General features: G+C 61.9%; 23 protein-coding genes. 13 read left to right on the forward strand and 10 right to left on the reverse strand.

What is annotated here, in order from left to right:
- Nucleotides 1-67: 67 nt before the first annotated feature.
- Nucleotides 68-967 carry a LysR family transcriptional regulator gene (locus tag PFEN_RS10300; RefSeq protein WP_191486731.1) on the reverse strand — a complete coding sequence of 300 codons (900 nt, stop codon included), beginning with the start codon at nucleotides 965-967 and terminating at the stop codon, nucleotides 68-70.
- 95 nt (nucleotides 968-1,062) lie between these two features.
- Between PFEN_RS10300 and PFEN_RS10305 the strand changes: the two genes are divergently transcribed.
- Complete coding sequence (locus PFEN_RS10305) at nucleotides 1,063-2,028, forward strand: NAD-dependent epimerase/dehydratase family protein (protein WP_191486732.1); 966 nt, start codon at nucleotides 1,063-1,065, stop codon at nucleotides 2,026-2,028.
- Nucleotides 2,029-2,208: 180 nt separating this feature from the next.
- Complete coding sequence (locus PFEN_RS10310; RefSeq protein WP_191486733.1) at nucleotides 2,209-3,696, forward strand: hypothetical protein; 1,488 nt, start codon at nucleotides 2,209-2,211, stop codon at nucleotides 3,694-3,696.
- A 32-nt stretch (nucleotides 3,697-3,728) separates the two neighbouring features.
- Here PFEN_RS10310 and PFEN_RS10315 read toward each other — a convergent pair whose 3' ends face one another.
- Nucleotides 3,729-4,640: an AraC family transcriptional regulator gene (locus PFEN_RS10315; protein ID WP_191486734.1), complete on the reverse strand. Its 912-nt coding sequence runs from the start codon at nucleotides 4,638-4,640 to the stop codon at nucleotides 3,729-3,731.
- Between the two features lie 104 nt (nucleotides 4,641-4,744).
- Between PFEN_RS10315 and PFEN_RS10320 the strand changes: the two genes are divergently transcribed.
- The 8 genes from PFEN_RS10320 (at nucleotide 4,745) to PFEN_RS10355 (ending at nucleotide 13,292) form a co-directional block, all read left to right on the forward strand.
- Nucleotides 4,745-5,305 (forward strand): carboxymuconolactone decarboxylase family protein, encoded by a 561-nt coding sequence (locus tag PFEN_RS10320; RefSeq protein WP_191486735.1) that lies wholly within the window; start codon nucleotides 4,745-4,747, stop codon nucleotides 5,303-5,305.
- A gap of 49 nt (nucleotides 5,306-5,354) precedes the next feature.
- On the forward strand, nucleotides 5,355-6,425 hold the full coding sequence (locus PFEN_RS10325; RefSeq protein ID WP_191486736.1) for an acyl-CoA dehydrogenase family protein: 1,071 nt from the start codon (nucleotides 5,355-5,357) through the stop codon (nucleotides 6,423-6,425).
- Nucleotides 6,422-7,243, forward strand: a complete 822-nt coding sequence (locus PFEN_RS10330; RefSeq protein WP_191486737.1) for an ABC transporter ATP-binding protein — start codon at nucleotides 6,422-6,424, stop codon at nucleotides 7,241-7,243. The genes PFEN_RS10325 and PFEN_RS10330 overlap by 4 nt, the downstream gene beginning before the upstream one ends.
- Nucleotides 7,230-8,429, forward strand: coding sequence for an ABC transporter substrate-binding protein (locus PFEN_RS10335; protein ID WP_191486738.1), 1,200 nt, complete (start codon nucleotides 7,230-7,232; stop codon nucleotides 8,427-8,429). The genes PFEN_RS10330 and PFEN_RS10335 overlap by 14 nt, the downstream gene beginning before the upstream one ends.
- Nucleotides 8,429-9,193: an ABC transporter permease gene (locus PFEN_RS10340; RefSeq protein ID WP_191486994.1), complete on the forward strand. Its 765-nt coding sequence runs from the start codon at nucleotides 8,429-8,431 to the stop codon at nucleotides 9,191-9,193. The genes PFEN_RS10335 and PFEN_RS10340 overlap by 1 nt, the downstream gene beginning before the upstream one ends.
- Before the next feature lie 352 nt (nucleotides 9,194-9,545).
- Nucleotides 9,546-11,288: an ABC transporter permease gene (locus tag PFEN_RS10345; RefSeq protein ID WP_191486739.1), complete on the forward strand. Its 1,743-nt coding sequence runs from the start codon at nucleotides 9,546-9,548 to the stop codon at nucleotides 11,286-11,288.
- A 14-nt stretch (nucleotides 11,289-11,302) separates the two neighbouring features.
- On the forward strand, nucleotides 11,303-12,625 hold the full coding sequence (locus PFEN_RS10350) for an AAA-associated domain-containing protein (protein WP_191486740.1): 1,323 nt from the start codon (nucleotides 11,303-11,305) through the stop codon (nucleotides 12,623-12,625).
- Nucleotides 12,626-12,974: 349 nt separating this feature from the next.
- Nucleotides 12,975-13,292, forward strand: a complete 318-nt coding sequence (locus tag PFEN_RS10355; protein WP_191486741.1) for a hypothetical protein — start codon at nucleotides 12,975-12,977, stop codon at nucleotides 13,290-13,292.
- A gap of 69 nt (nucleotides 13,293-13,361) precedes the next feature.
- On the opposite strand, the gene PFEN_RS10360 is transcribed toward PFEN_RS10355, so the two are convergent.
- Both PFEN_RS10360 and PFEN_RS10365 read right to left on the reverse strand, forming a co-directional pair.
- Nucleotides 13,362-13,940 (reverse strand): DUF4337 domain-containing protein, encoded by a 579-nt coding sequence (locus PFEN_RS10360; protein WP_191486742.1) that lies wholly within the window; start codon nucleotides 13,938-13,940, stop codon nucleotides 13,362-13,364.
- A gap of 84 nt (nucleotides 13,941-14,024) precedes the next feature.
- Nucleotides 14,025-15,869, reverse strand: coding sequence for a DAHL domain-containing protein (locus PFEN_RS10365; protein WP_191486743.1), 1,845 nt, complete (start codon nucleotides 15,867-15,869; stop codon nucleotides 14,025-14,027).
- Between the two features lie 544 nt (nucleotides 15,870-16,413).
- Between PFEN_RS10365 and PFEN_RS10370 the strand changes: the two genes are divergently transcribed.
- Entirely contained in the window at nucleotides 16,414-16,629 is a 216-nt protein-coding gene (locus PFEN_RS10370) for a DUF2790 domain-containing protein (RefSeq protein WP_191486744.1), read from the forward strand.
- A gap of 217 nt (nucleotides 16,630-16,846) precedes the next feature.
- Here the strand turns inward: PFEN_RS10370 and PFEN_RS10375 are convergent, their stop codons facing one another.
- From PFEN_RS10375 to PFEN_RS10395, 5 genes are all read right to left on the reverse strand, one after another.
- Complete coding sequence (locus PFEN_RS10375; RefSeq protein ID WP_191486995.1) at nucleotides 16,847-18,178, reverse strand: OprD family outer membrane porin; 1,332 nt, start codon at nucleotides 18,176-18,178, stop codon at nucleotides 16,847-16,849.
- 273 nt (nucleotides 18,179-18,451) lie between these two features.
- Entirely contained in the window at nucleotides 18,452-19,840 is a 1,389-nt protein-coding gene (lpdA, locus tag PFEN_RS10380) for a dihydrolipoyl dehydrogenase (protein WP_191486745.1), read from the reverse strand.
- Nucleotides 19,841-19,842: 2 nt separating this feature from the next.
- Complete coding sequence (locus tag PFEN_RS10385; protein WP_191486746.1) at nucleotides 19,843-21,123, reverse strand: dihydrolipoamide acetyltransferase family protein; 1,281 nt, start codon at nucleotides 21,121-21,123, stop codon at nucleotides 19,843-19,845.
- A complete protein-coding gene (locus PFEN_RS10390) occupies nucleotides 21,124-22,179 on the reverse strand; it encodes an alpha-ketoacid dehydrogenase subunit beta (RefSeq protein ID WP_191486747.1) in 1,056 nt (351 codons plus the stop codon).
- A gap of 2 nt (nucleotides 22,180-22,181) precedes the next feature.
- A complete protein-coding gene (locus PFEN_RS10395) occupies nucleotides 22,182-23,417 on the reverse strand; it encodes a 3-methyl-2-oxobutanoate dehydrogenase (2-methylpropanoyl-transferring) subunit alpha (protein WP_191486748.1) in 1,236 nt (411 codons plus the stop codon).
- Nucleotides 23,418-23,613: 196 nt separating this feature from the next.
- Here PFEN_RS10395 and bkdR point away from each other — a divergent pair, with 196 nt between their 5' ends.
- On the forward strand, nucleotides 23,614-24,102 hold the full coding sequence (bkdR, locus tag PFEN_RS10400) for a Bkd operon transcriptional regulator BkdR (protein WP_191486749.1): 489 nt from the start codon (nucleotides 23,614-23,616) through the stop codon (nucleotides 24,100-24,102).
- 69 nt (nucleotides 24,103-24,171) lie between these two features.
- On the opposite strand, the gene csrA is transcribed toward bkdR, so the two are convergent.
- Nucleotides 24,172-24,363, reverse strand: a complete 192-nt coding sequence (csrA, locus tag PFEN_RS10405) for a carbon storage regulator CsrA (protein ID WP_191486750.1) — start codon at nucleotides 24,361-24,363, stop codon at nucleotides 24,172-24,174.
- Between the two features lie 250 nt (nucleotides 24,364-24,613).
- On the opposite strand from csrA, the gene PFEN_RS10410 reads away from it, so the two are divergent.
- The gene (locus PFEN_RS10410; protein ID WP_224770937.1) at nucleotides 24,614-24,994 is read left to right on the forward strand and encodes a hypothetical protein; all 381 of its coding nucleotides are present in this window, start codon (nucleotides 24,614-24,616) and stop codon (nucleotides 24,992-24,994) included.
- Nucleotides 24,995-25,015 lie beyond the last annotated feature (21 nt).

Genomic DNA, 25,015 nt, shown 5'->3' on the forward strand with positions numbered 1-25,015 from the left:
ATATGCAAGACTGTCTCCTATAGTCAATAAATACATTCGAACGGCTCTCGAACTCAGTATTCAAAGATCATGACTGCGACGCCTGGGTGTGAGCCAGGAGGCACGCCACCAGTGCGTCGAACGTCGCCTTGCAGCGCGGGCTGGTGCGCAAGTCCTCGTGCATGGTCACCCAGGTTTCCAACTGGAAACTGAGCTGTCGTGGCAAGACCCGCACCAGGCCCGGCGTGCGGATTGCCAGCGCGACCTGACAGAAGCCGATGCCACAGCCGGCGCGGATCATCGCCAGTTGCGCCAGGTTGCTGTCGGTGCGCAGCGCGAAGGCTTCACGGTTCCAGCCCGGCAACTGTTTGCTGGCGGCACGCAGGAACGGGGTGGGCACGTCGAAGCCGATCAGTGCATGGCGCGACAGGTCATCCTGCGTGCTGGGCGTGCCATGCTGGTGCAAATAGTCCGCGTGGGCGTAAGCGCCCAGTTCCACATGGCCGATACGTCGAGCGATAAGCTGATCCTGTTTCGGTGCGGTCATCCGTACCGCAATGTCGGCCTCCCGCTGCAGCAGGTCTTGCACCTTGTCGGTGGCCAGCAGCTCGATCCGCAGTTGCGGATGGGCCTGGCGCAGTTGTGCCAGCGCCGTGGGCAAGACCTCGACGGCAATGATTTCGCTGGCGGATATCCGCACGGTGCCATTCACCGCCTGGCCCTGGCCGGTAGCGGCACGCTCCAGCGCGGCGGCGGTGTGTTGCATGGCTTCGGCATAGCCGCGCAGCGCCAACGCGGTCTCGGTGGGCAGCAAACCGGTCTGTGAGCGGGTGAACAGCGGTTGCTTGAATGAGCCTTCCAACGCAGCGATATGCCGGCCCACCGTGGGCTGGGTAATCCCCAGCGCCCGCGCGGCACCCGAGAGCGAGCCCTCCGTGAGCACGGCGAGCAAGGTGCGGTACAACTCCCAACCGATAGTCTTGTCCATGCATAAATGTATGGCGGATAGCTTGTGCCATGCAATTTATTTCCTGAAAGGGCAGGACCAGACTCTGTTCATCACCCCCTTTCTGGAGAATCGACATGGCAGCACTGGGCAACAAGGTTCTGGTTCTGGGCGCAAGCGGCGGCATTGGTAGTGAGGTGGCGCGGCAACTGCGTGATAGCGGCTGGCAGGTGCAGGCGCTCAAGCGCGGTTTGGCGATGGCGGCGCAACAGCGCGACGGTATCCAGTGGTTGCGCGGCGATGCCCTTGAGCGTGACGACGTGTTGCGTGCCGCGCGCGGTTGCAGCGTGATCGTGCATGCGGTCAACCCGCCGGGCTATCGGCATTGGGCCGAGCAGGTGCTACCGATGATCGACAATACGATTGCCGCCGCGCGTGTTGAAAACGCGACCATTGTGCTGCCGGGCACGGTCTACAACTACGGGCCGGATGCGTTTGCCGCGTTGGACGAACAGGCGGCGCAGCATCCTTTGACGCGCAAGGGGCGTATCCGCGTCGAGCTTGAGCAACGCTTGCAGGCGGCAGCGCAACAGGGCGTTCGAGCGATTGTGCTGCGGGCGGGCGACTTCTTCGGACCGCAGACTGGCAGCAGCTGGTTTTCCCAGGGGATGATCAAGCCCGGGCGGGCGGTGAGGGTGGTCAATCTGCCGGGCGATCCGGGCATCGGTCATCAGTGGGCCTACCTGCCGGACGTGGCGCGAACCATGATCGAACTGTTGGCGCGGCGGCAGACCTTGGCGCCCTTCGCGGCTTTTCATATGGCCGGGCACTGGGACGCCGACGGCACCCAGATGGCGGCCGCGATCACCCGCGTGGTCGAGCGCACGGGCGGCCAGGTAAAACTGCGGCGTTTTCCCTGGTGGCTGGTGGGACTGGTCTCGCCATTGGTAAGCACTTTTCGCGAGATGCTGGAGATGCGCTACCTGTGGCGCAAGCCACTGCGAATGAACAATGCCCATCTGTTGAACGTTCTGGGGACAGAGCCGCACACCCCTCTGGAGCAGGCGGTGGAGGCGACGCTGAAAGGCTTGAGGTGTCTGTAAGGGGGGAGCCCATACCATCGCACAGGCTGAGGAACCCGGGTGTCGCCGATGAATGGAACCGGCGTCACAACACTGACAATCAGGTGGGTGGATGCGGCCGTTCCCTGCAATAAAAATTTACTCCCGCCGCAAGAAATGAGAAAAGCTTCCCGGTATTTTCCAAGGATTCGGATTCCCGTCATGTCTCGATCAAAGTTGTTCATCCGGCTGTTTGTCGCACTGTTTGTCGGTGCCGGGCTCTGGTACATGTGGATAATTGCCAGCGCCAAGCTGGACTGGGGTGGGGGCAGCCCCGATCGGCAGCAGATCGGTACGCTGCAGGACATCCGGCAACGTGCCATGACCCAGTACTGCACCGGCGTGGTGGTGACTCCGCGGGGCACCTGGCTGGTGGGGCGCCTGGAGGGGGACGCGAAAAAGCTGCAACCTGCCGCCGACGTGGTGGACCTGGATGTCGTACTCCATGGCAAGTCGGTTGAGGATAAGGATCAGGAGTCGGAAGGCTCGGGTGCCTTTTCGGGCTTTCTTTCCCGCCGGGACAAGGAAACCTCCTTCATTTCCCGCCTGGACGCTCAGGGCCAGTTTCAAATGGTGGCCCATGTCAGTGACGCCGCCTGCCTGGTAGCCTCCGCGGATGGCGCCAGTGTTTTTCTGCTGACGGGTCTTGAGCGACCCGAAGTCGTCGGTGCGAGCAGCGATGACATCCGCCAGACCGTGATCTTTCGCAGTGACGATCAGGGCAAGCGCTGGACCTGGTTGGCCAAGGGGCTGTTTCCCAAGGCTGCTCAGTTGGCCTGGAACCTGAAACCCTACTTTCATGGCCAGGATGAGGTCTGGGCCTGGGGAACCCCGAGCGGCACCGATAACGAGAGCGGCGAAGACAAACCGGGGGCCATTGCCACCGGGGTGTTCTACTCCGCCGATCGCGGTGCGAGCAGCACTCCGATATTCGCTGCCGAGTCGCTGTTGGTGCCTACCGAGTATGCCCGGGGCAAACGGCCTGACATTGTTGAATGGCGCGACTCGGACGCTTATGGGGAAATCCAGACCTATGTCACGCAACTGGATGCACAGCGGGCGTTTATCTGGGTTTCCCAACGCTTCTGGGGGCGTAATCCCGACAGTGAAAGCGGCAGTCTGGCGATCAACGTCACGACACGGGCGCAACTGCAGCGCAAGGCCGGGCAGTGGCAGGTCGCAGCCGTGCGGCGCGAGGACGGTCTGTTTATCGATGCTCTGGTGGAGAACGATGTCGGGCGCGTGATAGGGCTGATCGACCAGGGCGATCACGGGCAAGATGTGGTTGCCGAACTGGATGCCGCCAAGCTGACCTGGCAGCCGATGGGCGAGCTGCCCAGCGTGTTCGCGCCGTTGGCATCGGACAGCCGCTTGCGCGGGGGAAATTTCTGGGTGGGACAGAACAGCCTGCTGATCAACACCTCAAGCGAACACCGGCCGCCGCGTTGGCTCTATTGGTGGTCGGATGCGCAAATCTCCGCCAACGGGGTGTTCTACTCCCGGGACTGGGGGCGTTCCTGGCAACGGCTGGCCATTGACGGTTACCTGGGCATCCTCGGTTTTCAAGGCGCGCAGGATCGTGTGGTCTGGGCCAAGGGCAATTGGTACAACAGCAATGATGTTGGGGTTTATTCCTATGGTTTGCGCTGAGGGTTGGGCTTGACGGTATTGCTCCAGTACCTTCAGCGCCCTTCATGCTGGCGACGATAAGCTCCCGGCTGTACCCCAAGCGCTTTGGCAAACGCCCGGGTAAACGCGGCAATCGACTGATATCCCACCGCCGCGCACACTTGCTCCACCGTATTATTGGCCCGCAGCAACTGACAGGCATGGCGCATCCGCAATGCCAGCAACACCTGCCCCGGTGACTGTCCGGCCAGTTCATTGAAACGCTTGAAAAATGCCGAGCGCGATGACCCGGTACAGGCCGCCATGCTCTCCAGCGACCAACTGTCCCCAGGCCGTTCGATCAACTGTTCCAGCAACGGCGCAAACCCCGGATGCCGGGCCAGCGCCACCAGTCCACCGAGGCTCTGGTTATCCGCCACCTGCTGGCGCAACACATACAGAAACAGCAGGTGACTCAGGCGCTCCAGCAGCGCCGAGGAGGGTGCCGGTGGCCGCTCGCACTCGGCCAGGATCAGCCCGAACAAGGCCCGCGCCGCACTCAGCGACGGATCTCCCGCGCGCAGGACGATCCAGTCCGGCAGCCCGTCGATAATCAACGTCGACAATCCCGACTTGAAATGAAAGAACCCGCACACCAGTCCCACGCCATCCTGGGCGGTGCCGTCCAGGGCGGTCATCGCCTGACGCGGCAGGCGCTGCGCTTCAACGTTGTCCCGGGCACTGGACAGCCGGTAATCCAGGCCCTGCAACAGAAACACCGCGTCCCCAGCCTCCAGCCGCAGGCTTTCTTGCTGTCCGTCAATGTGCAACCAGCAATGCCCTTGCACGATCAGGTGAAAGCTCGCCCGCGCCAGACCATGGGTGCTGGCATGCCAGCCGCCGCAGTAACGGCCCACATGGAACAGGCTCGCATCAAGTTCGAGACTTTCTAATAACCAATCAACCAGCGGGCTGGACGAAATCATCTAATGGAAACACTCAGGAGCAAGGAAACGCTACTTTTGAATATGGATCGGAATTCTTATAACCAACAGACTTACCAGACCACCCTACAACAGGAGTCCACTCCATGTCGCGCGTCACTCTACACACACTGCAAAGCGCTCCCGAAGCGGCCAGGCCTTTCCTGGAGAGCGCCCTGAAGAACTCCGGGTTTATCCCCAATCTGCTCGGTGTACTGGCCAATGCACCGGCGGCACTGGAAACCTACGTTACGGTATCGGCGCTCAATGGCAAGGCCGAGCTGAGCCTGGCCGAACGCGAAGTGGTGCAACTGGTGGCCGCCACCACCCACGGCTGCGACTTCTGTGTCGCCGGGCACACGGCGGTGGCGCTGAACAAGGCCAAGTTGCCGGCTGAAGTGGTCGAGGCCTTGCGCGGGCAAGCCGAACTGCCCCAGGAAAAGCTCGAAGTACTCGCCGCCTTTGCCCGGGAGGTGATTGCCAGCCGTGGCAATGTCAGTGACCAGGCCTTCAGCGAATTCCTCGCCGCCGGCTACACCCAGGGCAATGCCCTGGAAGTGATCCTCGGGGTGAGTCTGGCCACATTATGCAATTTCGCCAATGTCTTCGCCCGTACGCCGCTCAACCCTGAGCTGGCGCAATATCGTTGGCCAGCGACGGACCAATGAGGCATCGGCTTCGGCTATCATCCGGCGCTGTATTCAAGGAGAAAATGACATGCTCAATCCTGCATTGAGTCAATGGCTGGACGCTCAAGCCCAGGCCCTGGACCTGGGACAGTGCGACCCACAGGATGTGATTTCCCGCCTGGCGACCGCCAAGGTGCTGCGGGTCGGCGTAACAGAAGCCCAGGGCGGCACTGGCGGGACGGTGGCCGACGCGGTGGAAAGCATCGCCCAGGTGGCCAGCCATTCCCTGGCGGCGGCCTTTGTGTTCTGGGGCCAGCGGGCCTTTATCGAATACTTGTTGCACAGTCCCAACACGACCTTGCGCGATCAGTTGCTGCCGTCCCTGCTCAGCGGCGAATTGGCCGGCGCCACCGGGCTGTCGAATGCCATGAAGTTCCTCTCGGGCATCGAGGCGCTGCAGCTCCGGGCCCGCGAGCAGGAGCACGGCTGGTGTCTCGATGGTCGCCTGCACTGGGTAACCAATCTGCGCAAGAGTGGCTTTGTGGTAGCGGCGGCCATCGAGCGCGAGGAGGGCGGTGCGCCGTTCGTATTGGCCATTCCAGATGCGGTGACCGGCCTGCAACGCTCGGACGACTTGCAACTGATGGGCCTGCAATCGAGCAATACCGCCGCGTTGGACTTCAAGCAGGTGGAGGTCGGTCGCGACTGGCTGCTGCACGACGATGCCCGGGTGTTTCTGCCGGCGGTACGTCCGGCCTTCCTCGGCTTGCAATGCGGCCTGGCCATCGGCCTGGCGCGCCAAGCACTGCAGGAGGTCGACGGACACCTGCAAGACGCGCGCTCGATTCTCTGCGAACCCTTGCTCGAACAACGCCAGGCGCTGGCGCAGACGGTGACGGAACTCAAGAGCGGCTTGCTCGACGGGCGCTTCCTGGCCCAGCCGCAGGCCTTGTTCCAGATCCGTATCAGCCTGGCCGAGTCCGTTGCCCAGGCCGTGCAACTGGAGTTGCAGGCCAGTGGCGGCAAGGCCTACCTGAGTGAACACGGCAGCGGTTTTGCCCGGCGCTGGCGCGAGTCGGCGTTCGTGCCGATCGTTACCCCGAGCCTGGTGCAATTACGCGCCGAGCTGCAACGCCAGGCCTGGGAGGCGCTGGCATGAGCAGGGCCTTGCTGGAGGCCCGGCAGATCAGTCTCGGTTACCCCCGCGAACAGGGCTGGCAAGTGGTACTGGAAGGCTTCGACCTGCAACTGCAAGCCGGCGAAGTGGTGTCGATCCTCGGCCCCAGCGGCGTCGGTAAATCCAGTCTGTTGCGGGTCCTGGCCGGTTTGCAGGTGCCTCGCGAGGGGCGGGTAAGCTTCCTCGGCGAGCCCCTGGACGGCCCGCACCCACGGGTGGCGGTGGCTTTTCAGGATCCCAGTCTGTTGCCCTGGCTGAGCCTGGAAAAGAACGTCGCCTTCGGTCTCGACTTCGCTCGCCAGCCGCACCTGGATGCCCAGGAACGCAAGGCGCGGATCGACCATGCAATTGCCGCCGTCGGCCTGCAACACGCCCGGGACCAGTATCCGGCGCAGTTGTCCGGCGGCATGGCCCAGCGGACGGCTTTGGCCCGCTGCCTGGCCCGCCAGCCACAGGTATTGTTTCTCGATGAGCCTTTCGGTGCCCTGGATGAAGTGACTCGCGCCGACATGCAACAACTGTTGCTCAAGGTGATCGCCGAGCACAACACGGCGGCGGTGCTGATCACCCACGACATCGATGAAGCCCTGCTGCTCTCCGAGCGGATTCTGCTACTGGGCCACAGCCCGGCGCGGACCCTCGGCGAGTGGCGTATCGACCTGCCTCAGCCCCGTGCCGAGCTGGTGGAGGAACTGGGCGCCCTGCGTATCGAGATTCTCAAGACCCTTCGGCGGGCCAGCCGCACCTCACCCTCTCACTCTTTGCTCGAAACGTCGGAGATGGCCCATGTGCCTGGATGACTTCACCCATACACGTCGTGACTTCCTCAAACTCAGCGCCTTGCTGACCGCCGGCGGTGCCCTGCCGCTGCTCAACAGCCTGCAGGCCCGCGCCGCGTCGGAGCCCAACGCGCCAGTGCGGATCGGCTACCTGCCGATCACCGATGCCACGCCGCTGCTGGTGGCCCATAACAACGGCCTGTTCGAGGCCGAAGGCATCCAGGCCGAGCGTCCGGTGCTGCTGCGCAGTTGGGCCCAGGTGATCGAGGCGTTCATTTCCGGGCAGGTCAACGTGATCCACCTGCTGTCGCCGATGACCGTCTGGGCGCGCTACGGCAGCCAGGTGCCGGCCAAGGTGGTGGCCTGGAACCATGTCGGCGGTTCCGGCCTGACCGTGGCACCGGGCATTACCGAGGTCAAACAATTGGGCGGGCAGTCGCTGGCCATACCGTTCTGGTACTCGATCCACAACGTGGTGGTCCAGCAACTGTTGCGCGACAACGGCCTGCAGCCGGTGAGCAAGCCGGCCAACGGCGTGCTGGCGGCCAACGAGGTCAACCTGGTGGTGCTGCCGCCCTCGGACATGCCACCGGCCCTGGCCAGCAAGCGCATCGCCGGCTATATCGTCGCCGAGCCGTTCAATGCTCTGGCCGAGGAACTGAAGGTCGGCCGGGTGCAGCGCTTCACCGGCGATCTCTGGCGCAATCACGCCTGCTGTGTGGTGTTCATGCACGAGCAGGACCTGAACAATCGCCCCGAGTGGTCGCAGAAGGTGGTCAACGCCATCGTCAAGGCCCAGCTCTGGACCCGCAACAACCGCGCCGAGGCCGCCCAATTGCTGTCCAAGGATGGCGCCAACCGCTACACCCCGCACACTCCACAGGTGCTCAATCGGGTGTTGGTGCCCAATGCGAGCGATCGTGACGCCTACCTCGCCAGTGGGGCGATCCAGCACGGCAATTGGGACGAGCAGCGCATCGACTTCCAGCCGTATCCGTTCCCCAGCTACACCGAGGAACTGGTCAAGCGCCTGAAAAACACCCTGATCGAGGGTGACAAGGGTTTCCTCGCCGGCCTCGACCCGCAGCAGACTGCCCGCGACCTGGTGGACGACCGTTTCGTGCGCAACAGCCTGGCGGCGGTGGGCGGGCTCAAGGCCTTCGGCTTGCCGGAAAGCTTTGAACGCAGCGAGGAGTTCGGCATTTGATCGGCAAGCCTTCCTCATCGCTCCTGCATTGGGGGCTGGGCGTGGCGGGGTTGTTCTGCCTGTTGCTGCTGTGGTGGCTGGGCGTGCACCTGTTCGGCAGCCCCGACGGGCTGTCGGCGCGTTTCTCGCCGGAAGCGACACTGGGCAGCCTGGTGGAGTTGCTCGGCCGGGCCGAGCTTTATGAAAACGTCCTGGTCAGCCTCAAGCGCATTCTGGTCGGGCTGTTGCTCGCCTTGCTGATCGGTGTGCCGTTGGGGTTGTTGATTGGCAGCTATCGCCCCCTGGAGGCGGCGACCACGCCGGCCTTTCAGTTCTTGCGGATGATCTCGCCGTTATCCTGGATGCCGGTGGTGGTCATGCTGATGGGGGTGGGCGACCAGCCGATCTATTTCCTGCTGGCCTTTGCCGCTGTCTGGCCGATCCTGCTCAACACCGTGGCCGGGGTGCGCCAGCTCGACCCGCGTTGGCTGCAACTGAGCCGCAGCCTCAGTGCGACCCGCTGGGAAACCCTGTGCCAGGTGATCCTGCCCGGTGTGCTCGGCCATGTGCTGACCGGCGTGCGGCTATCCATCGGGATTCTCTGGATCGTTCTGGTGCCTTGCGAAATGCTTGGGGTCAGTGCCGGGCTCGGCTACTTTATCCTTGATACCCGTGATCGCCTGGCTTATTCGGAACTGATGGCCATGGTGCTGTTGATCGGTGTGCTCGGCTTCGCGCTGGACGCCTTGGCGCGTGGCCTGCATCGGCGTTGGGCGCATGCCTGACGCTATCTTTTCAATTTATAGGGAATTTACATTACTGTAACATTTTGAAATGTATAATCCCGCGCTGAACCACCCCCTCGCGTTTCAGCCCCCGACCTCCAGGAGATACGAACTTGGACCCTGCCCATTCTCGGTGGGCCACGTAGCGGGATTTACAAAGGGATACCTTCGGTACGCAACCGTCGTTCCGGTATCCAGTCTGTAGCGTTCAGTACGTGGCCTGGCCTCGACGATTTTCCGACCACTTCTTCAGGATGTGCTGTGCTTAGACTGCCGGCACCGTACCGCTTCTTGCGTTTGTATCCTGAAGTTCGTGGGCCTGTATGTCAGAACGCTGCTGGAATCATTGACGATGAATAAAGTATTACGCCATTACATCCCGGCCAGCACCCGGCGCCTGTTGCCCAACCGCTGGGACTTGATCGCGCTGCCGCTGGTAGTGGGCTTCCTGCTGTTTTTCTCAATCGGCGCACGGGAAACCTGGGCACCGATCTCGACCTTGCAGAGCCAGGTGATATCCCTCGATCCGGCCAATCTGCCGGAGTATGCGATTCGCACCACCCTGCGCATGCTCGCGGCGATGATTGCGGCCCTGGTCTTCACTTTTATCTACGGGACCCTGGCCGCCAAGAGCAAGCGCGCGGAGAAACTGTTGGTGCCGGTGTTGGATATCCTCCAATCGGTGCCGGTGCTGGGCTATATCTCGTTCACCGTGACCTTCTTTCTCCTGCTGTTTCCCGGTCGGGTACTGGGCGCCGAGTGCGCGGCGATCTTCGCGATTTTCACCAGCCAGGCCTGGAACATGACGTTCAGTTTCTATCAGTCGCTGCGCATGCTGCCACGGGACCTGACGGAAGTGTCCGAGAGTCTGCAGTTGTCCGGCTGGCAGAAGTTCTGGAAGCTCGATGTGCCGTTCGCCATGCCCGGGCTGATCTGGAACATGATGATGAGCATGTCCGGCGGCTGGTTCTTCGTGGTGGCCTCGGAGGCGATTACCGTCGGCGACAAGACCATCACCCTGCCAGGCATCGGCTCCTACCTGGCCACCGCTATCGAGCAGCGCGACCTCACCGCCGTGGGCTATGTGATCCTGGCGATGGTGGTGGTGATCCTGGTCTACGATCAGTTCCTGTTCCGTCCGCTGGTGGCCTGGGCGGACAAGTTCCGCATGGAAGACACCGCGGCCCAGGGCGGCGCGCCGGAATCCTGGGTGCTGAACCTGGTCCAGCGGACCCGGGTGATCCAGCGCCTGATCCGGCCGCTGTCGCGCGCTGTCACGCGTATCGGTCATCTGCGCCTGAGCCTGCCCCGGGTCAAGGTCCGGGCAAGCACGCCGAACCCGTCGACGTCGCGGGTGATCGACTGGGTCTGGGGTCTGTTCATCGCCTTGCTCGCGGCGTATGCGCTGTATCACATTTTTATCTATGTCAGCAGCGAAGTGACCCTTGCCGATCTCGGTGAAGTGATCGGTCTGGGCGCGATCACGCTGGTGCGGGTGACCTTGCTGATCGCCGTCGCTTCCTTGATCTGGGTGCCGCTGGGGGTGATGATCGGCCTGCGTCCGCACCTGGCCGAGAAAATCCAGCCACTGGCGCAGTTCCTCGCCGCGTTTCCGGCGAACCTGCTGTTCCCGGTGTTCGTCATCGTGATCCTGCACTTCAACCTGAACCCGGATATCTGGTTGAGTCCGCTGATCGTGCTGGGCACCCAGTGGTACATCCTGTTCAACGTGATCGCCGGGGCCAGTGCTTTTCCCAACGACTTCCGCGAAGCCGCCGCCAACTTCCATATCCGTGGCTGGCAGTGGTGGCGCAAGGTCATGTTGCCGGGGATCTTCCCGTACTACGTGACCGGTGCGATCACCGCCTCTGGCGGCGCGTGGAACGCCAGTATCGTTTCCGAGTTTGTTTCCTGGGGCCAGGACAAGGTGGTGGCCCACGGTCTGGGGGCGTATATCGCCCAGACCACGGCGGCCGGCGACTTTCCGAAAATCACCCTGGGCGTGGTGGTCATGTCGGTCTTCGTGGTGGCCTTCAACCGTTTGCTCTGGCGACCGATGTACGCCATTGCCGAAAACAAACTTCGTCTGAATTAATCCGAGCCGCTCTCATGAACAGTCATATCGAATACACCAGCAGCGCCCGTGAAATCTATTCGCTCACCAATGTGAGCAAGGGCTTTGGCAATGGCAAGGACGAGCGTCAGGTACTCAGCGAAGTCGACCTGCACCTGCACGAAGGCGAAGTGGTCGGGTTGCTCGGGCGCTCGGGCTCCGGCAAGTCGACCTTGTTGCGGATCATTGCCGGGCTGATCCAGCCGACTTCCGGCGAAGTGCTCTACAACGGCGAAACCCTGGACGGCCCGGCCAAGGGCGTGGCGATGGTGTTCCAGACTTTCGCCCTGTTTCCCTGGTTGACCGTGCTGGAAAACGTCGAGGCCGGCCTGCAAGCGTTGCAGGTCGAACCCAAGGAAGCGCGCAAGCGGGCGTTGGCGGCGATTGACCTGATCGGTCTCGACGGTTTTGAAAACGCCTACCCGCGTGAGTTGTCCGGTGGCATGCGCCAGCGCGTGGGCTTTGCCCGTGGCCTGGTGGTCAACCCGACCCTGCTGCTGATGGACGAGCCGTTTTCCGCCCTTGATGTGCTCACCGCGGAAAACCTGCGTACCGACCTGTTGGAGTTGTGGAGCGGCGGACAGTTGCCGATCAAGTCGATCCTGATCGTGACCCACAACATCGAGGAGGCGGTGCTGATGTGCGACCGTATCCTCGTGCTGTCGTCCAACCCCGGGCGCGTGGTGGCGCAGATCAAGGTGCCGTTCGCTCACCCGCGCAACCGCCTGGACCCGATCTTCCGCAAGATGGTCGACGATATCTATGCGTTGATGACCAACCGTCGCAGTGCCGACGCCCGCACTGGCAAGGCCGAACTGCAACTGGGCAGCCGGCTGCCGGAAGTCCCGACCAACCTGATGGCCGGTTTGATCGAAGCCCTGGCGGCCGAGCCCTACCATGGCCATGCCGGTTTGCCGAACGTGGCCGAGCGTTTGCTGCTGGAGGTCGACGACCTGTTTCCGGTGGCCGAGATGTTGGAGCACCTGGGCTTTGCCGAGCTGCGCGGGGCCGATATCAAGCTGACCGATTCGGGCAAGCGTTTCGCCGAGGACGGGACCCAGGAACGCAAGGTGATGTTTGCCGAGCACCTGCTGCGTGCCGTGCCCCTGGCGGCGCGCATTCGCCAGGTACTGCAAGAGCGCAACGGGCATTGGGCGCCACGGGTACGTTTCGAGCAGGAGCTGGAAGACTCCCTTAGCGAAGATTTCGTCGAGCAGACCCTGGAAAGCGTGATCAGTTGGGGCCGTTACGCCGAGATCTTCTCCTACAACGACACCACCGAAACCTTCAGCCTGGAAGACGTGGAAGGCGAGATCTGACACGAAACCCCTGTGGGAGTGGCTGGTCGACGTTCGATAAGCCGCGACGGGGCCTTTGGGCCTTGCGCGGTTCATCCAGACGCTATCTCCGGCAAGCCAATCCCCATAGGTTCCGTGCTGTTCATGCCTATTTGTAGCCGACTGCGAAACCTTCGCAGATCCATGAAATATGAAGTTTTCACTTGGCCGTAACAGGTTGAGCACATGGCAAGGCGCATTCTCTCCTACACCTCTGGTGGTTTCGGAGGCGGGCCAGTTTGAAGGGTCGAGACTGTAACTCGTAACGAATCGTGTGCCGGTCGAACGCATGTCCGGTCACGTTTGCTGATCCCAACTGAAGGAGAGTCCGATGTCCATCGGCGCAATTCCGGCTGCAACCCCTGTCTCTGTACGTATTGCCGGTCAGTCCCAGGCAACCCCGACACCCGCGCAGAAAACTTCCACCAGCACAACCGCCACCACCACTGCCAGCACCGTCAGCGACGCCTTGAAAGAGGCGACTGAAACCGCCGCACAAACCGCCCAGGAAGCCAGTCATGGCGACCGCGTGGCACAGAAGCTGGTGCAAAAACACCAGCATCACACCGCCACGGTCACTGCCGCGCCGAAAGCTGTTGCCAACGGTAGCGGCCAGCCGGTCGGCGAAACCATCAATACCAAAGCTTAAGCTGCGTTAACACGGCTCCATCAGTCAGCCCGGCCTGTACCGGACTGACTGACATCGGGCATCAGCCATTCAGATATGCAACCCGGCCAGGCCGCCGAGCACCACGCTGACACCCGCGGCGGTGTAGGCCAGGCGCTTGAGCCATTCCTTGCGCGTCAGCAGGGTGATCGCCGCCAGCGAAATGGCAATCTGGATCGCCGTCATCGCCTGTGCCCAGCGGTGATGCTGGTGCAGGACCTGCTCGGACTTGTCATCCCATTCGCGACTTTTGGCTTCCAGGCCCTCGGCTTTCTGCCGCACGACTTCCTTTTCCTTCTTGTAGCGTTCGACCTCGGCCGTGTAATGCGCGGCATCCAGGCCCGGGATATGGCTGGCCATCTCCGACAGGTTCTGCCGGCTGGACTTGGCCTGGTAGTAGTTCCACTGGTTGGCGGCTTCGGTCTTGAGGATGGCGGCGTTGTTCTTGTCCATCGCCGCTTCGCTTTCCGTGGAGCCCGCCTGGTAGCTGAGCATGGCGCCAATGGTGGCCATGATTGCGGTCATCACCGCGATCCGACTGGCAAAGCCGTCACCGCGTGCCTGGGCATGTTCGGTGGCGTGTTCGACGTGTTTTTCGTGGGGGCTTGGAACTTCGAAGTTTTCAGTCATGGAGACGGATCTTTGGGTGAAGAGGGCGGAAGGCAAAGTTTAAAGCCAGTGCCGGCAGAAGGCTCTCTCTCAATGATGAATATTCTAATAGGCCGATAGCTGAGAGGGGTTCGCAATAGGCGACTGCTCTTGCATGTGGATCGTATTCAACGGTATCTCCAGGGTAAACAGCGCGCCCTTGCCCGGCCCGTCGCTATGCGCGTAGAGATGGCCGTTCATCTCGAGCGCGGCCAGGGCGCAACTGTGCAGGCCGAAGCCGTGGCCGTCCTTGCGGGTGGTGAATCCGTGGGTGAAGATCCGGCTCATATTCTCCTGCGGGATACCTTCGCCCTCATCCTTGACGCTGAGGCGCAGGGTCTTGCCGTCGACGACCCGCACGCTCAGGGTGATGTCCCGTTCCCGGTTGCTCAGGTCGGACACCGCGTACTTGGCGTTGCTGATCAGGTTGATCATGATCAACAGCAGCCGATGCTTGTCCCCGAGGATGATCGGCACCGGCTGGAAGTCCTTGAGCACCGTGACCTTGTGTCGGTTCAAGGCACCGGTATTCATGCGCAGGGCATCTTCGAGCAGGTCGGTGATATTCAGCGGTTCAAGCAGCTTGGCCGTGCCAGCGTAGGATTGCTGGGTGGCGACGATCTCCTTGATGTGGTCGACGCTCTTGCTCAGTTGCGCCAACTCCTGGACGATCTCCGTGTGCTCGGCGGCGATGGCCGTGACCAGTTGGTTGAAGTAGGCGGGCAGCAGCTTGCCTTTTTCGTCATGGCTGACAAAGTCGCCCAGGTCGCTGCTGTGCTCGTTCATCAGTTGCACCGCCTTGCCCAGTCCCTGCGCCTTGCTGGCGCGGAGTTTGCGGGTTACCAGGTCGGCGGAAATATTCACGCTGTTGAGCACGTTGCCGACGTTGTGCAGGACGTTGGTGGCGATTTCCGCCATGCCGGCCATGCGGGCGGCGTCCATCAGTTCGCTCTGGGCTTCCTTGAGCTCGCGGGTACGTTCTTCGACCCGCTGTTCGAGGCGTTCGTTGGCCGCCTGCAAGGCGCTGTTCATCTGGTTGATCAGCGCATAGCTGCGCAGTTGGCGAATGATCAGGTAGAGCACCAGCAGGGCCATGAGGGCGGCACAGACGCTGAGATAGATCTGGTACTGGTGGTCCTGGAGGTCGGCGCGGCGCTGGTTTTCGTTCAACAGTTCGTTGATGCCGTCGAGGCTGGCGGCAACCGGGATGAAGCCGATGCGGTCCAGCAGGTCATTGACCAGGGGTTGCTCGCGCATCACCACATTGGCCTGTTCGATCAGCTTGTCGATGGGCGGGGTCAGCGCGGCGGGAAGACTGGCCTTTTGCGCCGTCAGGTGCTGGATCTGCCGCTCGATCTTGTCGGCTTTGCCATTGGACACATGTTGTGCATATTCCAGCGCGCTCAAGGTCAGTTTCGAGGCGCTGTACAACACACTCAGGCTTTCCACCGGGTGCTCGGCGCTGAAGGGTTCCAGGTCGGCCTGGATGGTGTCTTCGATCGACGACAGGGTTTCCAGGTCATCGCGCAAGGCCGTGTTGTGCGCCTGGAACTGCTCGATCAGTTTGTTCTTTTCCGCCGTGGCGTCCAGGTAGGCTTTCTTGCGGGCCTGCCAGATGCCGGAGTGCTCGAGGGCGATGTTCAGCGCCATCAATTGATCCCAGCGCCTGCTGGAGTCGGCTATGGGGCCGGTGAGCAGGTTGTAGTTGTACTCGTCGCTGATCCGGGTCTTGAGAATCTTCGCGTCCAACCGGGAATCGAGCTGCTTGAGCTGGCGAACCAGGTCACGGGAGTCAAAGTAGCTGGAAGTTTCCCGGGAGTCGGATTTGATGAGCAGGAAAGCCAGGAAGCTGACGAGGATGACAAACAATGTCACCAGGGCATGGCCTCTATATCTGCTCCAGAGCGTCATGGGGTACTTCCTGTGTCCGACTAACGTGATGGCTTCGGGCTATTTCGCAAAGTGTAGTGCCGTCGTGTCCCCAGGTCTCGGAAAAGTGTTAATTCTTTGCGTTTGAAGCGCTTTTCCAGGCGCTCGGGCGTGCTCGCCAGCCCTGGCAGAGTCGAACAGCCAGTCGACGGCCAGTCTGCCCGAGTCATGGGACGGCAGGACGTTCAGGGGCTGCGTCCAGGCTACCAGCCTCGTGCCAGTTCCAGCGGATAATAACGTTATGGAATCAGGTTGATTGTGTAAGTTAAAGATGAATCGGTTCATTAATAGCGATATTGTTCGGTGGGCGCTTTGCAAGTGTAACTTTTGTTATATTTGGTCGGGACGAGTGGGCGTGGGCTTTGGAAGGGGGGTAATGGGCCGGGTGTTGAGAGGTATATAAAGTTTTATTTAAGTAAGGTCGGAAATGTCTTAATCCGCGGATAATGATTGATTGAGAGTCTGCTCAGGTGTTGTCTGCCCAGCGCGGCAGGTTGTTCCCTATTTCCATCCTGAGTAAATTGCCATGAATATCTATACGAAGTGTCTGACCGTTGCGCTGTTTGTTTTCAGCGCCCAAGCCTTCGCCCTGGACAGAAAAGACATTGCCGAAGTTGTCCGTGTGGACTCCGACCCTTATGCCTGCGGCATCGTCGACGCGAAGATGACCTACAAGACGCCGAGCGGGGAGATCAAGGAGTACAAGTACAAGACATGGGGAAGTGGCTGTTCCGGAGATTGAGCGGGCCAGTTGTTCGATAAGCAGATTGAATGATTGAATATGCCACATCATTGTGGAGGCGGTGCTTGCTCGCGAAGCTTTATAGCGGCTTCGAGGGCCTCTTCGCGAGCAAGCTCTGCTCCTACAGGGACGGTATTCGGCCTTGACTGAATGGCCTTAGGACTTTTCAGCTCCGACAGTGCCATAAGCTATAACTGTCAGGAGTCGTGTCAGTTTCCTACCAAAGCGGTACTACATAACTTACATAGAAGCGGTTTTCGTCCTGGACGGTCGCCCCGGTGATGTCTGGGCTTGCATGGGCATTCTGCCAACGGACGCCCAGGCCTTTCAGCTGACCGCTCGGAACATTGTAGGCCAGCGAGATATTGCGTTCCCATTCCTTGGCATTGGGGTCGGAGGGGGTTCTGATCTGATCGCCGTGAGCATAGGTGGCGGCGAATGCCAGGCCATCGATCCCCAGGTGGGCGAAGTCGTATTTGTACTGTGCCAGCCAGGTCCGTTCACCCGCGTGCTGGAACTTGTTCAGTTGCATGTTGGTCAGCGCCGGGGTGTCGGCGCCCGAGCCCGGGCCCTGGAGGCTGGAGCCGCTGTTCAGGCCGGAGTCCAGGTACGGGAAGTCGCTGCTGCCACTGTTTTTCTGGGCGCCCAGGCCGACGGTGTGGCCGGCCAGGCTGTAGCTTTCCATCAGGCTGATGGTCGACTGGTTGATCCGGCCCTTGGTCAGGCCGTTGCCGTAGTAACCGGCCGCCGCGTATTGGCTGTCGCCATCGGCGTTGCCGCCGGTGCCCAGGCTGCGGTAGGCGCGCAAGTCGCTGTCGATGGCGCCGACGGGCAGGGCGTCATGTCGCTTGGCGCCGAGGAAAGCCTGCTGGTAGTAATCCGAGAGGTTCGAGTACCAGGCGCTCAGGGTGGTGCCCGGGATCCCCGCGTAGTCGGCGCCGCCGTAGAGAAAACGATTGCTCTTCTTGGTGCCGCCAGCGGTGATCATGCCAACGTCGCCGGTTTCATTGCGGATCTTGGTCTGGGTGATATCACCGACGGTGAAGGTGAAGTTGTCCAGGTCCTTGGACACCAGTTGCGCGCCGGTGTTGGTCTGGCGGTACAGGCGGCCGTCGGTGTTGGCCAGCATCGGGTTGTTCTGGTACAGGGTGCCGACGCGCAGTTCATCCTTGAGGAAACGCGCCTTGAAGGTCGGGCTGAGCACGCCGAACTGGTCGGCGGACTTGCCGTTGTCCAGCGGGAACATGCTGCCGGGGTAGCGGCCCTGGTGGGTCTTGTCGTTCAGATCGCCGCCCGAATCGAGTTTCAGGCCGTAGAACGCCTGCAGGTCCAGGCCCAGGCCAATGGTGCCGTCGGTGTAGCCGGACTTGAAGTCGAACTGGAAGCCTTGGCCCCAATCGTGATAGCTCTTCGCTTTGGCCGTGCTGCCACTGATGCCTTGACCATTCTGGTTCAGGTAACGGTTAAGGAGGGTCACGTCGGCGTGACTGTCATTGATGAAGTCCGCATGGGCGGACATCATGACACTCGCCAGAGCGGCGCCCACCATGGGGCTCAACAGCTTGTTCATTGGTTCGGATCCTTGTCACGGAATTGAAATAAGAGCTGCAAACTCTTTAAACAATTAAAAGGTCGATATGTGACAGTTCCGAGTCAGAAGGGCCCTGAATGACATGAACTTTAGTTTAATAAGCACCTGATTCTGGTCAGGTTTTTTCCATGGAGGAAGGCTCGAGACGGCGGTTATGTAGGAGCCGAGCTTGCTCGCGATCGAGTGCGAGCAAGCTCGGCTCCTACAGGTTACATGTCAGGTTTCAGCCGGCTACAGGTGCAAGGCATGCCCCAAGGCCCGCAGCGCCGCTTCCTGTACCGCTTCGCCCAGGGTCGGATGGGCATGGATGGTCCCGGCGATATCTTCCAGGCACGCACCCATCTCCAGCGACTGGCCGAACGCCGCCGCCAGTTCCGAGACCCCGACACCCACCGCCTGCCAGCCGACAATCAGGTGATTGTCACGCCGCGCCACCACCCGCACGAAACCGCTTTTCGATTCCAGGGTCATGGCCCGCCCGTTGGCGGCAAACGGGAAGCTCGATACCAGGCAATCGAGCCCCGCCGCCTTGGCCTCATCCGGCGTCTTGCCGACCACCACCAACTCGGGATCGGTAAAGCACACCGCGGCAATCGCCATCGGATTGAACTCGCGATGCTGGCCGGCAATCAACTCGGCGACCATCTCGCCCTGGGCCATGGCCCGGTGCGCGAGCATCGGCTCGCCGGTCAGGTCGCCGATGGCCCAGACGTTGCGCATGCTGGTCTGGCAACGGTTGTCGATCCTGATCGCCGCGCCGTTCATTTCCAGGGCCAGCGCTTCGAGGTTCCAGCCCTGGGTTCGCGGCTTGCGTCCCACGGCCACCAGTACCTGGTCGCTCGCCAGTTGGAGGATGTCCCCCTGGGGATCGCGCACCGCCAGGGTGTTGGACGCGGCATCGAAACCTTCGACGCTGTGCCCCAAATGCACGGTAATACCCAGGGCCTTGATCGACTCGGCCACCGGCTGGGTCAGTTCACGGTCATAGGTCGGCAGGATCCGGTCGCGCGCCTCGACCACGGTGACCTCGGCCCCGAGCTTGCGATAGGCGATCCCCAGTTCCAGGCCGATATAACCGGCGCCGACCACGGTCAGGCGCTTGGGAATCGACGTCGGCGCCAGGGCTTCGGTAGACGAAATAATCGCCCCGCCGATAGGCAGCATCGGCAGGTTGACCGTCTGCGAACCACTGGCCAGCAGCAGGTGTTCGCACTGGATACGCAGGCCGTCGACCTCGACGTGTTTGCCGTCGATGACCTTGGCCCAGCCATGGATCACCTTGACTCCATTCTTCTTCAACAATGCCGCGACGCCGCTGGTCAGGCGGTCGACGATGCCGTTCTTCCATTCGACGCTCTTGCCGATGTCCAGGGTCGCTGTCGATACCTTGATCCCCAGCGGCGAGGTGCTGCCACTGTAGCGCTGGGTGGTATGGAACTGCTCGGCGACATGGATCAGCGCCTTGGACGGAATGCAGCCGACGTTCAGGCAGGTGCCGCCCAGCGCCTGGCCTTCCACCAGCACGGTGGGGATGCCCAGCTGGCCGGCACGAATCGCCGCGACATAACCGCCGGGGCCGCCGCCGATGATCAACAGGGTAGTGTTCTGGGTCTGTTGCATGATCACTCCACAAACAGGCTGGCGGGTTGTTCGAGCAAGCCGCGAATGGCCTGGATGAATTGGGCCGCGTCCATGCCGTCGACCACCCGGTGATCGAAGGAACTGGACAGGTTCATCATCTTGCGGATGACGATCTGGCCCTTGATCACCACGGGCCGCTCGACGATCCGATTGACCCCGACAATCGCCACTTCCGGCAGGTTCAGTACTGGTGTGCTGACGATTCCGCCCAGGGCCCCGAGGCTGGTCAGGGTAATGGTCGAGCCGGACATTTCCTCGCGGCTGGCCTTGCCGCTACGGGCGGCCTGGGCCAGGCGGTTGATCTCGGCGGCGGCGCCCCACAGGTTGAGGCTTTCGGCGTGGCGCACCACCGGCACCATCAGGCCGCCGTCGGTCTGCGCGGCGACGCCGACATGCACCGCGCCATAGCGGGTGATGACCTGGGCGTCGTCGTCGTAGCGCACATTGATCTGCGGGAAATCACGCAGGGCCACGACCAGCGCCCGCACCAGGAACGGCAGCAGGGTCAGCTTGCCCCGGCTGTCGCCGTACTTGTGGTTCAGGTGTACCCGCAGTTCTTCCAGGGCGGTGACGTCGACTTCCTCGACATAGCTGAAGTGCGCGGCGCGGCGTTTGGCGTCCTGCATGCGCTGGGCGATCTTGCGGCGCAGACCGATGACCGGGATCTGCTGTTCGTCGGTGCGCTTGGCGTAGCTGGCGCCAACCGGCAGCGGTTGCCCGCTCTGCGCCAGGTAGGCGTCGAGGTCTTCGTGCAGGATGCGCCCGGCCGGGCCGCTGCCGTGGACGAAACGCAGTTCGATCCCGGCATCCCAGGCCTGCTTGCGCACGGCAGGGGAGGCCAGCGGGCGCTCGTCAGCCGTGCGCGCCACGGGGGCTGGGCGTGGGGCGGCGGCACCGGTCGGGGCTGGTTTGGCGGCGGGCTTGCTCGCGGCGACAGGTTCCACGAGAGGTTTTTCCACTACGGCCGCCGGTACCGCTTTCGGCGTCGGCGCTGCCGCGCCTTCGCGCAGGTTGCCGACGCCTTCCACTTCGATGCTGATCAGCACGCTGCCGACCGCCATGACTTCACCGGGCACGCCGCCCAGGGCAATCACTTTGCCGTGGACCGGCGAGGGAATGTCGACCATGGCCTTGTCGGTCATGACGTCCGCCAGCACCTGGTCTTCGACCACCAGGTCGCCGACCTGTACGTGCCATTGCGACAGTTCTACTTCGGCGATGCCTTCGCCAATGTCCGGCATCTTGATGACGTGAATACCCATTCAGACCTCCATGACCCGTTTCAAGGCCGCACCGACACGCGCGGGGCCAGGGAAATAAGCCCATTCCTGTGCGTGGGGGTAAGGCGTGTCCCAGCCGGTGACGCGCTCGATCGGCGCTTCCAGGTAGTAGAAGCAATGCTCCTGGACCAGCGCGATCAGTTCGGCGCCGAAGCCACAGGTACGGGTGGCTTCGTGGACAACGACGCAACGACGGGTTTTCTTCACGGAATTGACGATGGTTTCCAAGTCCAGCGGCCAGAGGCTGCGCAGGTCGATGACTTCGGCGTCGACCCCGGTCTCCTCGGCGGCGGCCTGGGCCACATAGACGGTGGTGCCGTAGGTGAGGATGGTCACCTCGGTGCCGGGGCGGACGATCGCGGCGCAGTCCAGCGGCACCGTGTAGTAACCCTCGGGCACGGCGCTGGCCGGATGCTTGGACCAGGGCGTCACCGGGCGCTCGTGGTGGCCGTCGAACGGGCCGTTGTACAGGCGCTTGGGTTCGAGGAAGATCACCGGGTCATCATTTTCGATGGCCGAAATCAGCAGGCCCTTGGCGTCGTAGGGATTGGACGGCATCACCGTGCGCAGGCCGCAGACCTGGGTGAACATCGCCTCCGGGCTCTGGCTGTGGGTCTGGCCGCCATAGATACCACCGCCGCAAGGCATGCGCAGGGTCATCGGCACGGTGAACTCGCCGGCGGAGCGGTAGCGTATGCGCGCCGCTTCCGAGACGATCTGGTCAGAGGCGGGGTAGAAGTAGTCGGCGAACTGGATTTCCGCCACCGGGCGCAAGCCATAGGCGCCCATGCCGACGGCGACGCCGACGATGCCGCTTTCCGAGATCGGCGCGTCGAACACCCGCGAGGTGCCGTACTTGCCCTGCAGGCCTTCGGTGCAGCGGAACACGCCGCCGAAGTAACCCACGTCCTGGCCGAATACCACCACGTTGTCGTCGCGCTCGAGCATCACATCCATGGCCGAGCGCAGGGCCTGGATCATGGTCATGGTGCTGGTGGCCACGGCGTTCTCCGTTTGCAGTTTGCTGTGATCGTTCATGGCTATAACCCCAATTCCTGACGCTGCCGACGCAAGTGCTCGGGCATGTCCTTGTAGACGTCCTCGAAGATGGTCGCGGCGCTGGGCATCTGCCCGCCGGCCAGGGTGCCGAACTGTTCGGCCTGTTTCTGCGCGGCGATGATCTCGGCTTCCAGCTCGGCGCTGACCGCGGCGTGTTCTTCCTCGGACCATTGGCCGATGGCGATCAGGTGCTGCTTGAGGCGCATGATCGGGTCGCCCAGGGGGAAGTGGCTCCAGTCGTCGGCGGGACGGTACTTGGACGGATCGTCGGAGGTGGAGTGCGGGCCGGCGCGGTAGGTGACCCACTCGATCAGGGTCGGTCCGAGGTTGCGCCGGGCCCGTTCGGCGGCCCAGCGCGAGGCTGCGTAGACCGCGATGAAGTCGTTGCCGTCGACCCGCAGCGAGGCGATCCCGCAGCCCACGCCACGCCCGGCGAAAGTGGTGGCTTCACCGCCGGCGATGGCCTGGAAGGTGGAGATCGCCCACTGGTTGTTGACCACGTTGAGGATGACCGGGGCGCGGTAGACGTGGGCGAAGGTCAGCGCGGTGTGGAAGTCCGACTCGGCGGTGGCGCCATCGCCGATCCAGGCCGAGGCGATCTTGGTATCGCCCTTGATCGCCGAGGCCATGCCCCAGCCGACGGCCTGGACGAACTGGGTGGCGAGGTTGCCGGAAATGGTGAAGAAACCGTGGTCGCGGACCGAGTACATGATTGGCAGTTGCCGGCCCTTGAGCGGATCGCGCTCGTTGGACAGCAGTTGGCAGATCATGTCCACCAGTGGCACTTCCCGGGCCATCAGGATGCTCTGCTGGCGGTAGGTAGGGAAGCACATGTCATCGATGTTCAGGGCCAGGGCCTGGGCGCTGCCGATGGCTTCCTCGCCGAGGCTCTGCATGTAGAACGACATTTTTTTCTGGCGCTGGGCAACCACCATGCGCGAATCGAAAAGGCGGGTCTTGAGCATGGCGCGCATGCCCTGGCGCAGGATTGCCACGGGGACGCCTTCGGCCCAGGGGCCGAGGGCCTGGCCCTGGTCATCGAGCACGCGGACCAGACCTTTGGCCAGGTCGGCGGTGTCGGCGGGTTCTACGTCGATCGGGGGTTTGCGAACCTGGCCAGCATCGGTCAGGTGCAGGTAACTGAAGTCGGTCTTGCAACCGGGACGCCCTGAAGGTTCAGGAACGTGCAGGCGCAGCGGTTCGTACGCTGAGGTCATGGCTTTCTACGCTCTATCTTGTGAATTTCTTGTAGTGGGCGCGCTAGCTGGCAGTCATTCCCTGGGTAAGGGAAATCTTGTCCTACAACAATCATAGGCCGGGCCAGAAAGAATATTTCTCTCTGTTTCGTTGCGTTCAAGGTGATTTGCAGATAAAAAATCTGCATAACCATAAAAAGGCAGGTGCTTTTATCTCATGCGCAAACTGGATCGTACTGACATCGGGATTCTCAACAGACTTCAGGAGAATGCCCGCATCACCAACGCCGACCTGGCCCGTTCGGTCAACCTGTCGCCGACGCCGTGCTTCAACCGGGTCAAGGCCATGGAGGAGCTGGGGCTGATTCGCGAGCAGGTGACCTTGCTCGATCCGGAACTGCTTGGGCTGCACGTCAACGTGTTTATCCATGTCAGCCTGGAAAAACAGGTGGAAGAAGCGTTGCAGCATTTCGAGGCGGCGATTGCCGATCGACCGGAAGTGATGGAGTGTTACCTGATGGCCGGGGACCCGGACTATCTGATTCGCGTGCTGGTGCCGACGATCCAGTCGCTGGAGCGGTTCATGATGGACTTTCTGACCAAGGTGCCGGGGGTGGCGAACATCCGCTCGAGTTTTGCCCTCAAACAGGTGCGCTACAAGACGGCGCTGCCATTGCCGGCGGGTGGTCTGACATTGGGCAGTTGAAGCCGCGAGGAGAGGGGGTGCTTTCGTCAGCCGCGACCCTGAAAACGGCGGGCTGACGAGGATGCAGCGTTACTTGGGCTCTTTGTCACCGGCCGTCAGGCCAGCCTGGATCCGTTGGTAAATCTCTTCACGGTGCACGGCAACGTCCTTGGGGGCGTCGATGCCTATCCGAACTTGCTGGCCGCTAACGCCCAGAATCGTGATTGTGATGTTGTCACCGATGTTGATGCTTTCACCGACTTTGCGGGTGAGTATCAGCATGTCTTTCTCCTTGAGTGTTACTAAGGCGCCTTTCTCAGGCATTCCTGGCTTAGGTCTTACACACAGAATACCGCTAAGTGCATCCGAACGGGTGGTTCATTACAGACGTCATTTCATTCTATTTAATTCCCCCGAGTCGGAAAATCGTCGGTAATTCAGCCTGATAAGACCGTCACAGCCCGTGGACCGAGGTTAAGACAGCCCGCAAGGTGATAAAATCACATTAACTGATCATTACGGGAGACGCTTTGTGCGCAGAATAGCAGTGATGGTGGCATTCGTGGTGCTGGCGGGATGTGGCGACGGTTCGGGGAACAAGGTCGAACCGGCGAAAGTGGCTGTCACGCCGGTCGCGGCGGTGGTGCCGGCTACCGGCTGGGATCTGCTGATCAAGGACGACAAGTCCAAGGCCCTGACTGACTGGACGGCCTGGCTGATCGAGCACGGCTACCCGTTCAAGATCCTCGATAACGGCCAGGTCGTCGCCGGGCCTTTCGCGACCCAGGCCATTGCCGAGCAGAAAAAGGCGCAACTGGCCGACAAGCAGAACATGGATTCCGAGGTGGTGGAGCACAAGCTGCCCGCGGATAGCGCGGCGCAAAACAACGCCGCGCCCGCGTCGGGCTATTGAGCCTGTAGCAAGGCTTGTCGC

This window comes from Pseudomonas sp. FEN (genome assembly GCF_904067045.1).
In the GTDB taxonomy this organism is placed as follows: Bacteria; Pseudomonadota; Gammaproteobacteria; order Pseudomonadales; family Pseudomonadaceae; genus Aquipseudomonas.

What these genes read in the sequence shown, in the direction of transcription:
- PFEN_RS10305 (WP_191486732.1), top strand. Translation starts at nt 1,063, where the DNA reads ATGGCAGCACTGGGCAACAAGGTTCTGGTTCTGGGCGCAAGCGGCGGC.
- PFEN_RS10395 (WP_191486748.1), bottom strand. Translation starts at nt 23,417, where the DNA reads ATGACCTCAGCGTACGAACCGCTGCGCCTGCACGTTCCTGAACCTTCA.
- lpdA (WP_191486745.1), bottom strand. Translation starts at nt 19,840, where the DNA reads ATGCAACAGACCCAGAACACTACCCTGTTGATCATCGGCGGCGGCCCC.
- PFEN_RS10310 (WP_191486733.1), top strand. Translation starts at nt 2,209, where the DNA reads ATGTCTCGATCAAAGTTGTTCATCCGGCTGTTTGTCGCACTGTTTGTC.
- PFEN_RS10385 (WP_191486746.1), bottom strand. Translation starts at nt 21,123, where the DNA reads ATGGGTATTCACGTCATCAAGATGCCGGACATTGGCGAAGGCATCGCC.
- PFEN_RS10315 (WP_191486734.1), bottom strand. Translation starts at nt 4,640, where the DNA reads ATGATTTCGTCCAGCCCGCTGGTTGATTGGTTATTAGAAAGTCTCGAA.
- PFEN_RS10375 (WP_191486995.1), bottom strand. Translation starts at nt 18,178, where the DNA reads ATGGTGGGCGCCGCTCTGGCGAGTGTCATGATGTCCGCCCATGCGGAC.
- PFEN_RS10350 (WP_191486740.1), top strand. Translation starts at nt 11,303, where the DNA reads ATGAACAGTCATATCGAATACACCAGCAGCGCCCGTGAAATCTATTCG.
- PFEN_RS10320 (WP_191486735.1), top strand. Translation starts at nt 4,745, where the DNA reads ATGTCGCGCGTCACTCTACACACACTGCAAAGCGCTCCCGAAGCGGCC.
- PFEN_RS10330 (WP_191486737.1), top strand. Translation starts at nt 6,422, where the DNA reads ATGAGCAGGGCCTTGCTGGAGGCCCGGCAGATCAGTCTCGGTTACCCC.
- PFEN_RS10325 (WP_191486736.1), top strand. Translation starts at nt 5,355, where the DNA reads ATGCTCAATCCTGCATTGAGTCAATGGCTGGACGCTCAAGCCCAGGCC.
- PFEN_RS10355 (WP_191486741.1), top strand. Translation starts at nt 12,975, where the DNA reads ATGTCCATCGGCGCAATTCCGGCTGCAACCCCTGTCTCTGTACGTATT.
- PFEN_RS10390 (WP_191486747.1), bottom strand. Translation starts at nt 22,179, where the DNA reads ATGAACGATCACAGCAAACTGCAAACGGAGAACGCCGTGGCCACCAGC.
- PFEN_RS10300 (WP_191486731.1), bottom strand. Translation starts at nt 967, where the DNA reads ATGGACAAGACTATCGGTTGGGAGTTGTACCGCACCTTGCTCGCCGTG.
- PFEN_RS10345 (WP_191486739.1), top strand. Translation starts at nt 9,546, where the DNA reads ATGAATAAAGTATTACGCCATTACATCCCGGCCAGCACCCGGCGCCTG.
- PFEN_RS10365 (WP_191486743.1), bottom strand. Translation starts at nt 15,869, where the DNA reads ATGACGCTCTGGAGCAGATATAGAGGCCATGCCCTGGTGACATTGTTT.
- PFEN_RS10335 (WP_191486738.1), top strand. Translation starts at nt 7,230, where the DNA reads ATGTGCCTGGATGACTTCACCCATACACGTCGTGACTTCCTCAAACTC.
- bkdR (WP_191486749.1), top strand. Translation starts at nt 23,614, where the DNA reads ATGCGCAAACTGGATCGTACTGACATCGGGATTCTCAACAGACTTCAG.
- PFEN_RS10360 (WP_191486742.1), bottom strand. Translation starts at nt 13,940, where the DNA reads ATGACTGAAAACTTCGAAGTTCCAAGCCCCCACGAAAAACACGTCGAA.
- PFEN_RS10370 (WP_191486744.1), top strand. Translation starts at nt 16,414, where the DNA reads ATGAATATCTATACGAAGTGTCTGACCGTTGCGCTGTTTGTTTTCAGC.
- csrA (WP_191486750.1), bottom strand. Translation starts at nt 24,363, where the DNA reads ATGCTGATACTCACCCGCAAAGTCGGTGAAAGCATCAACATCGGTGAC.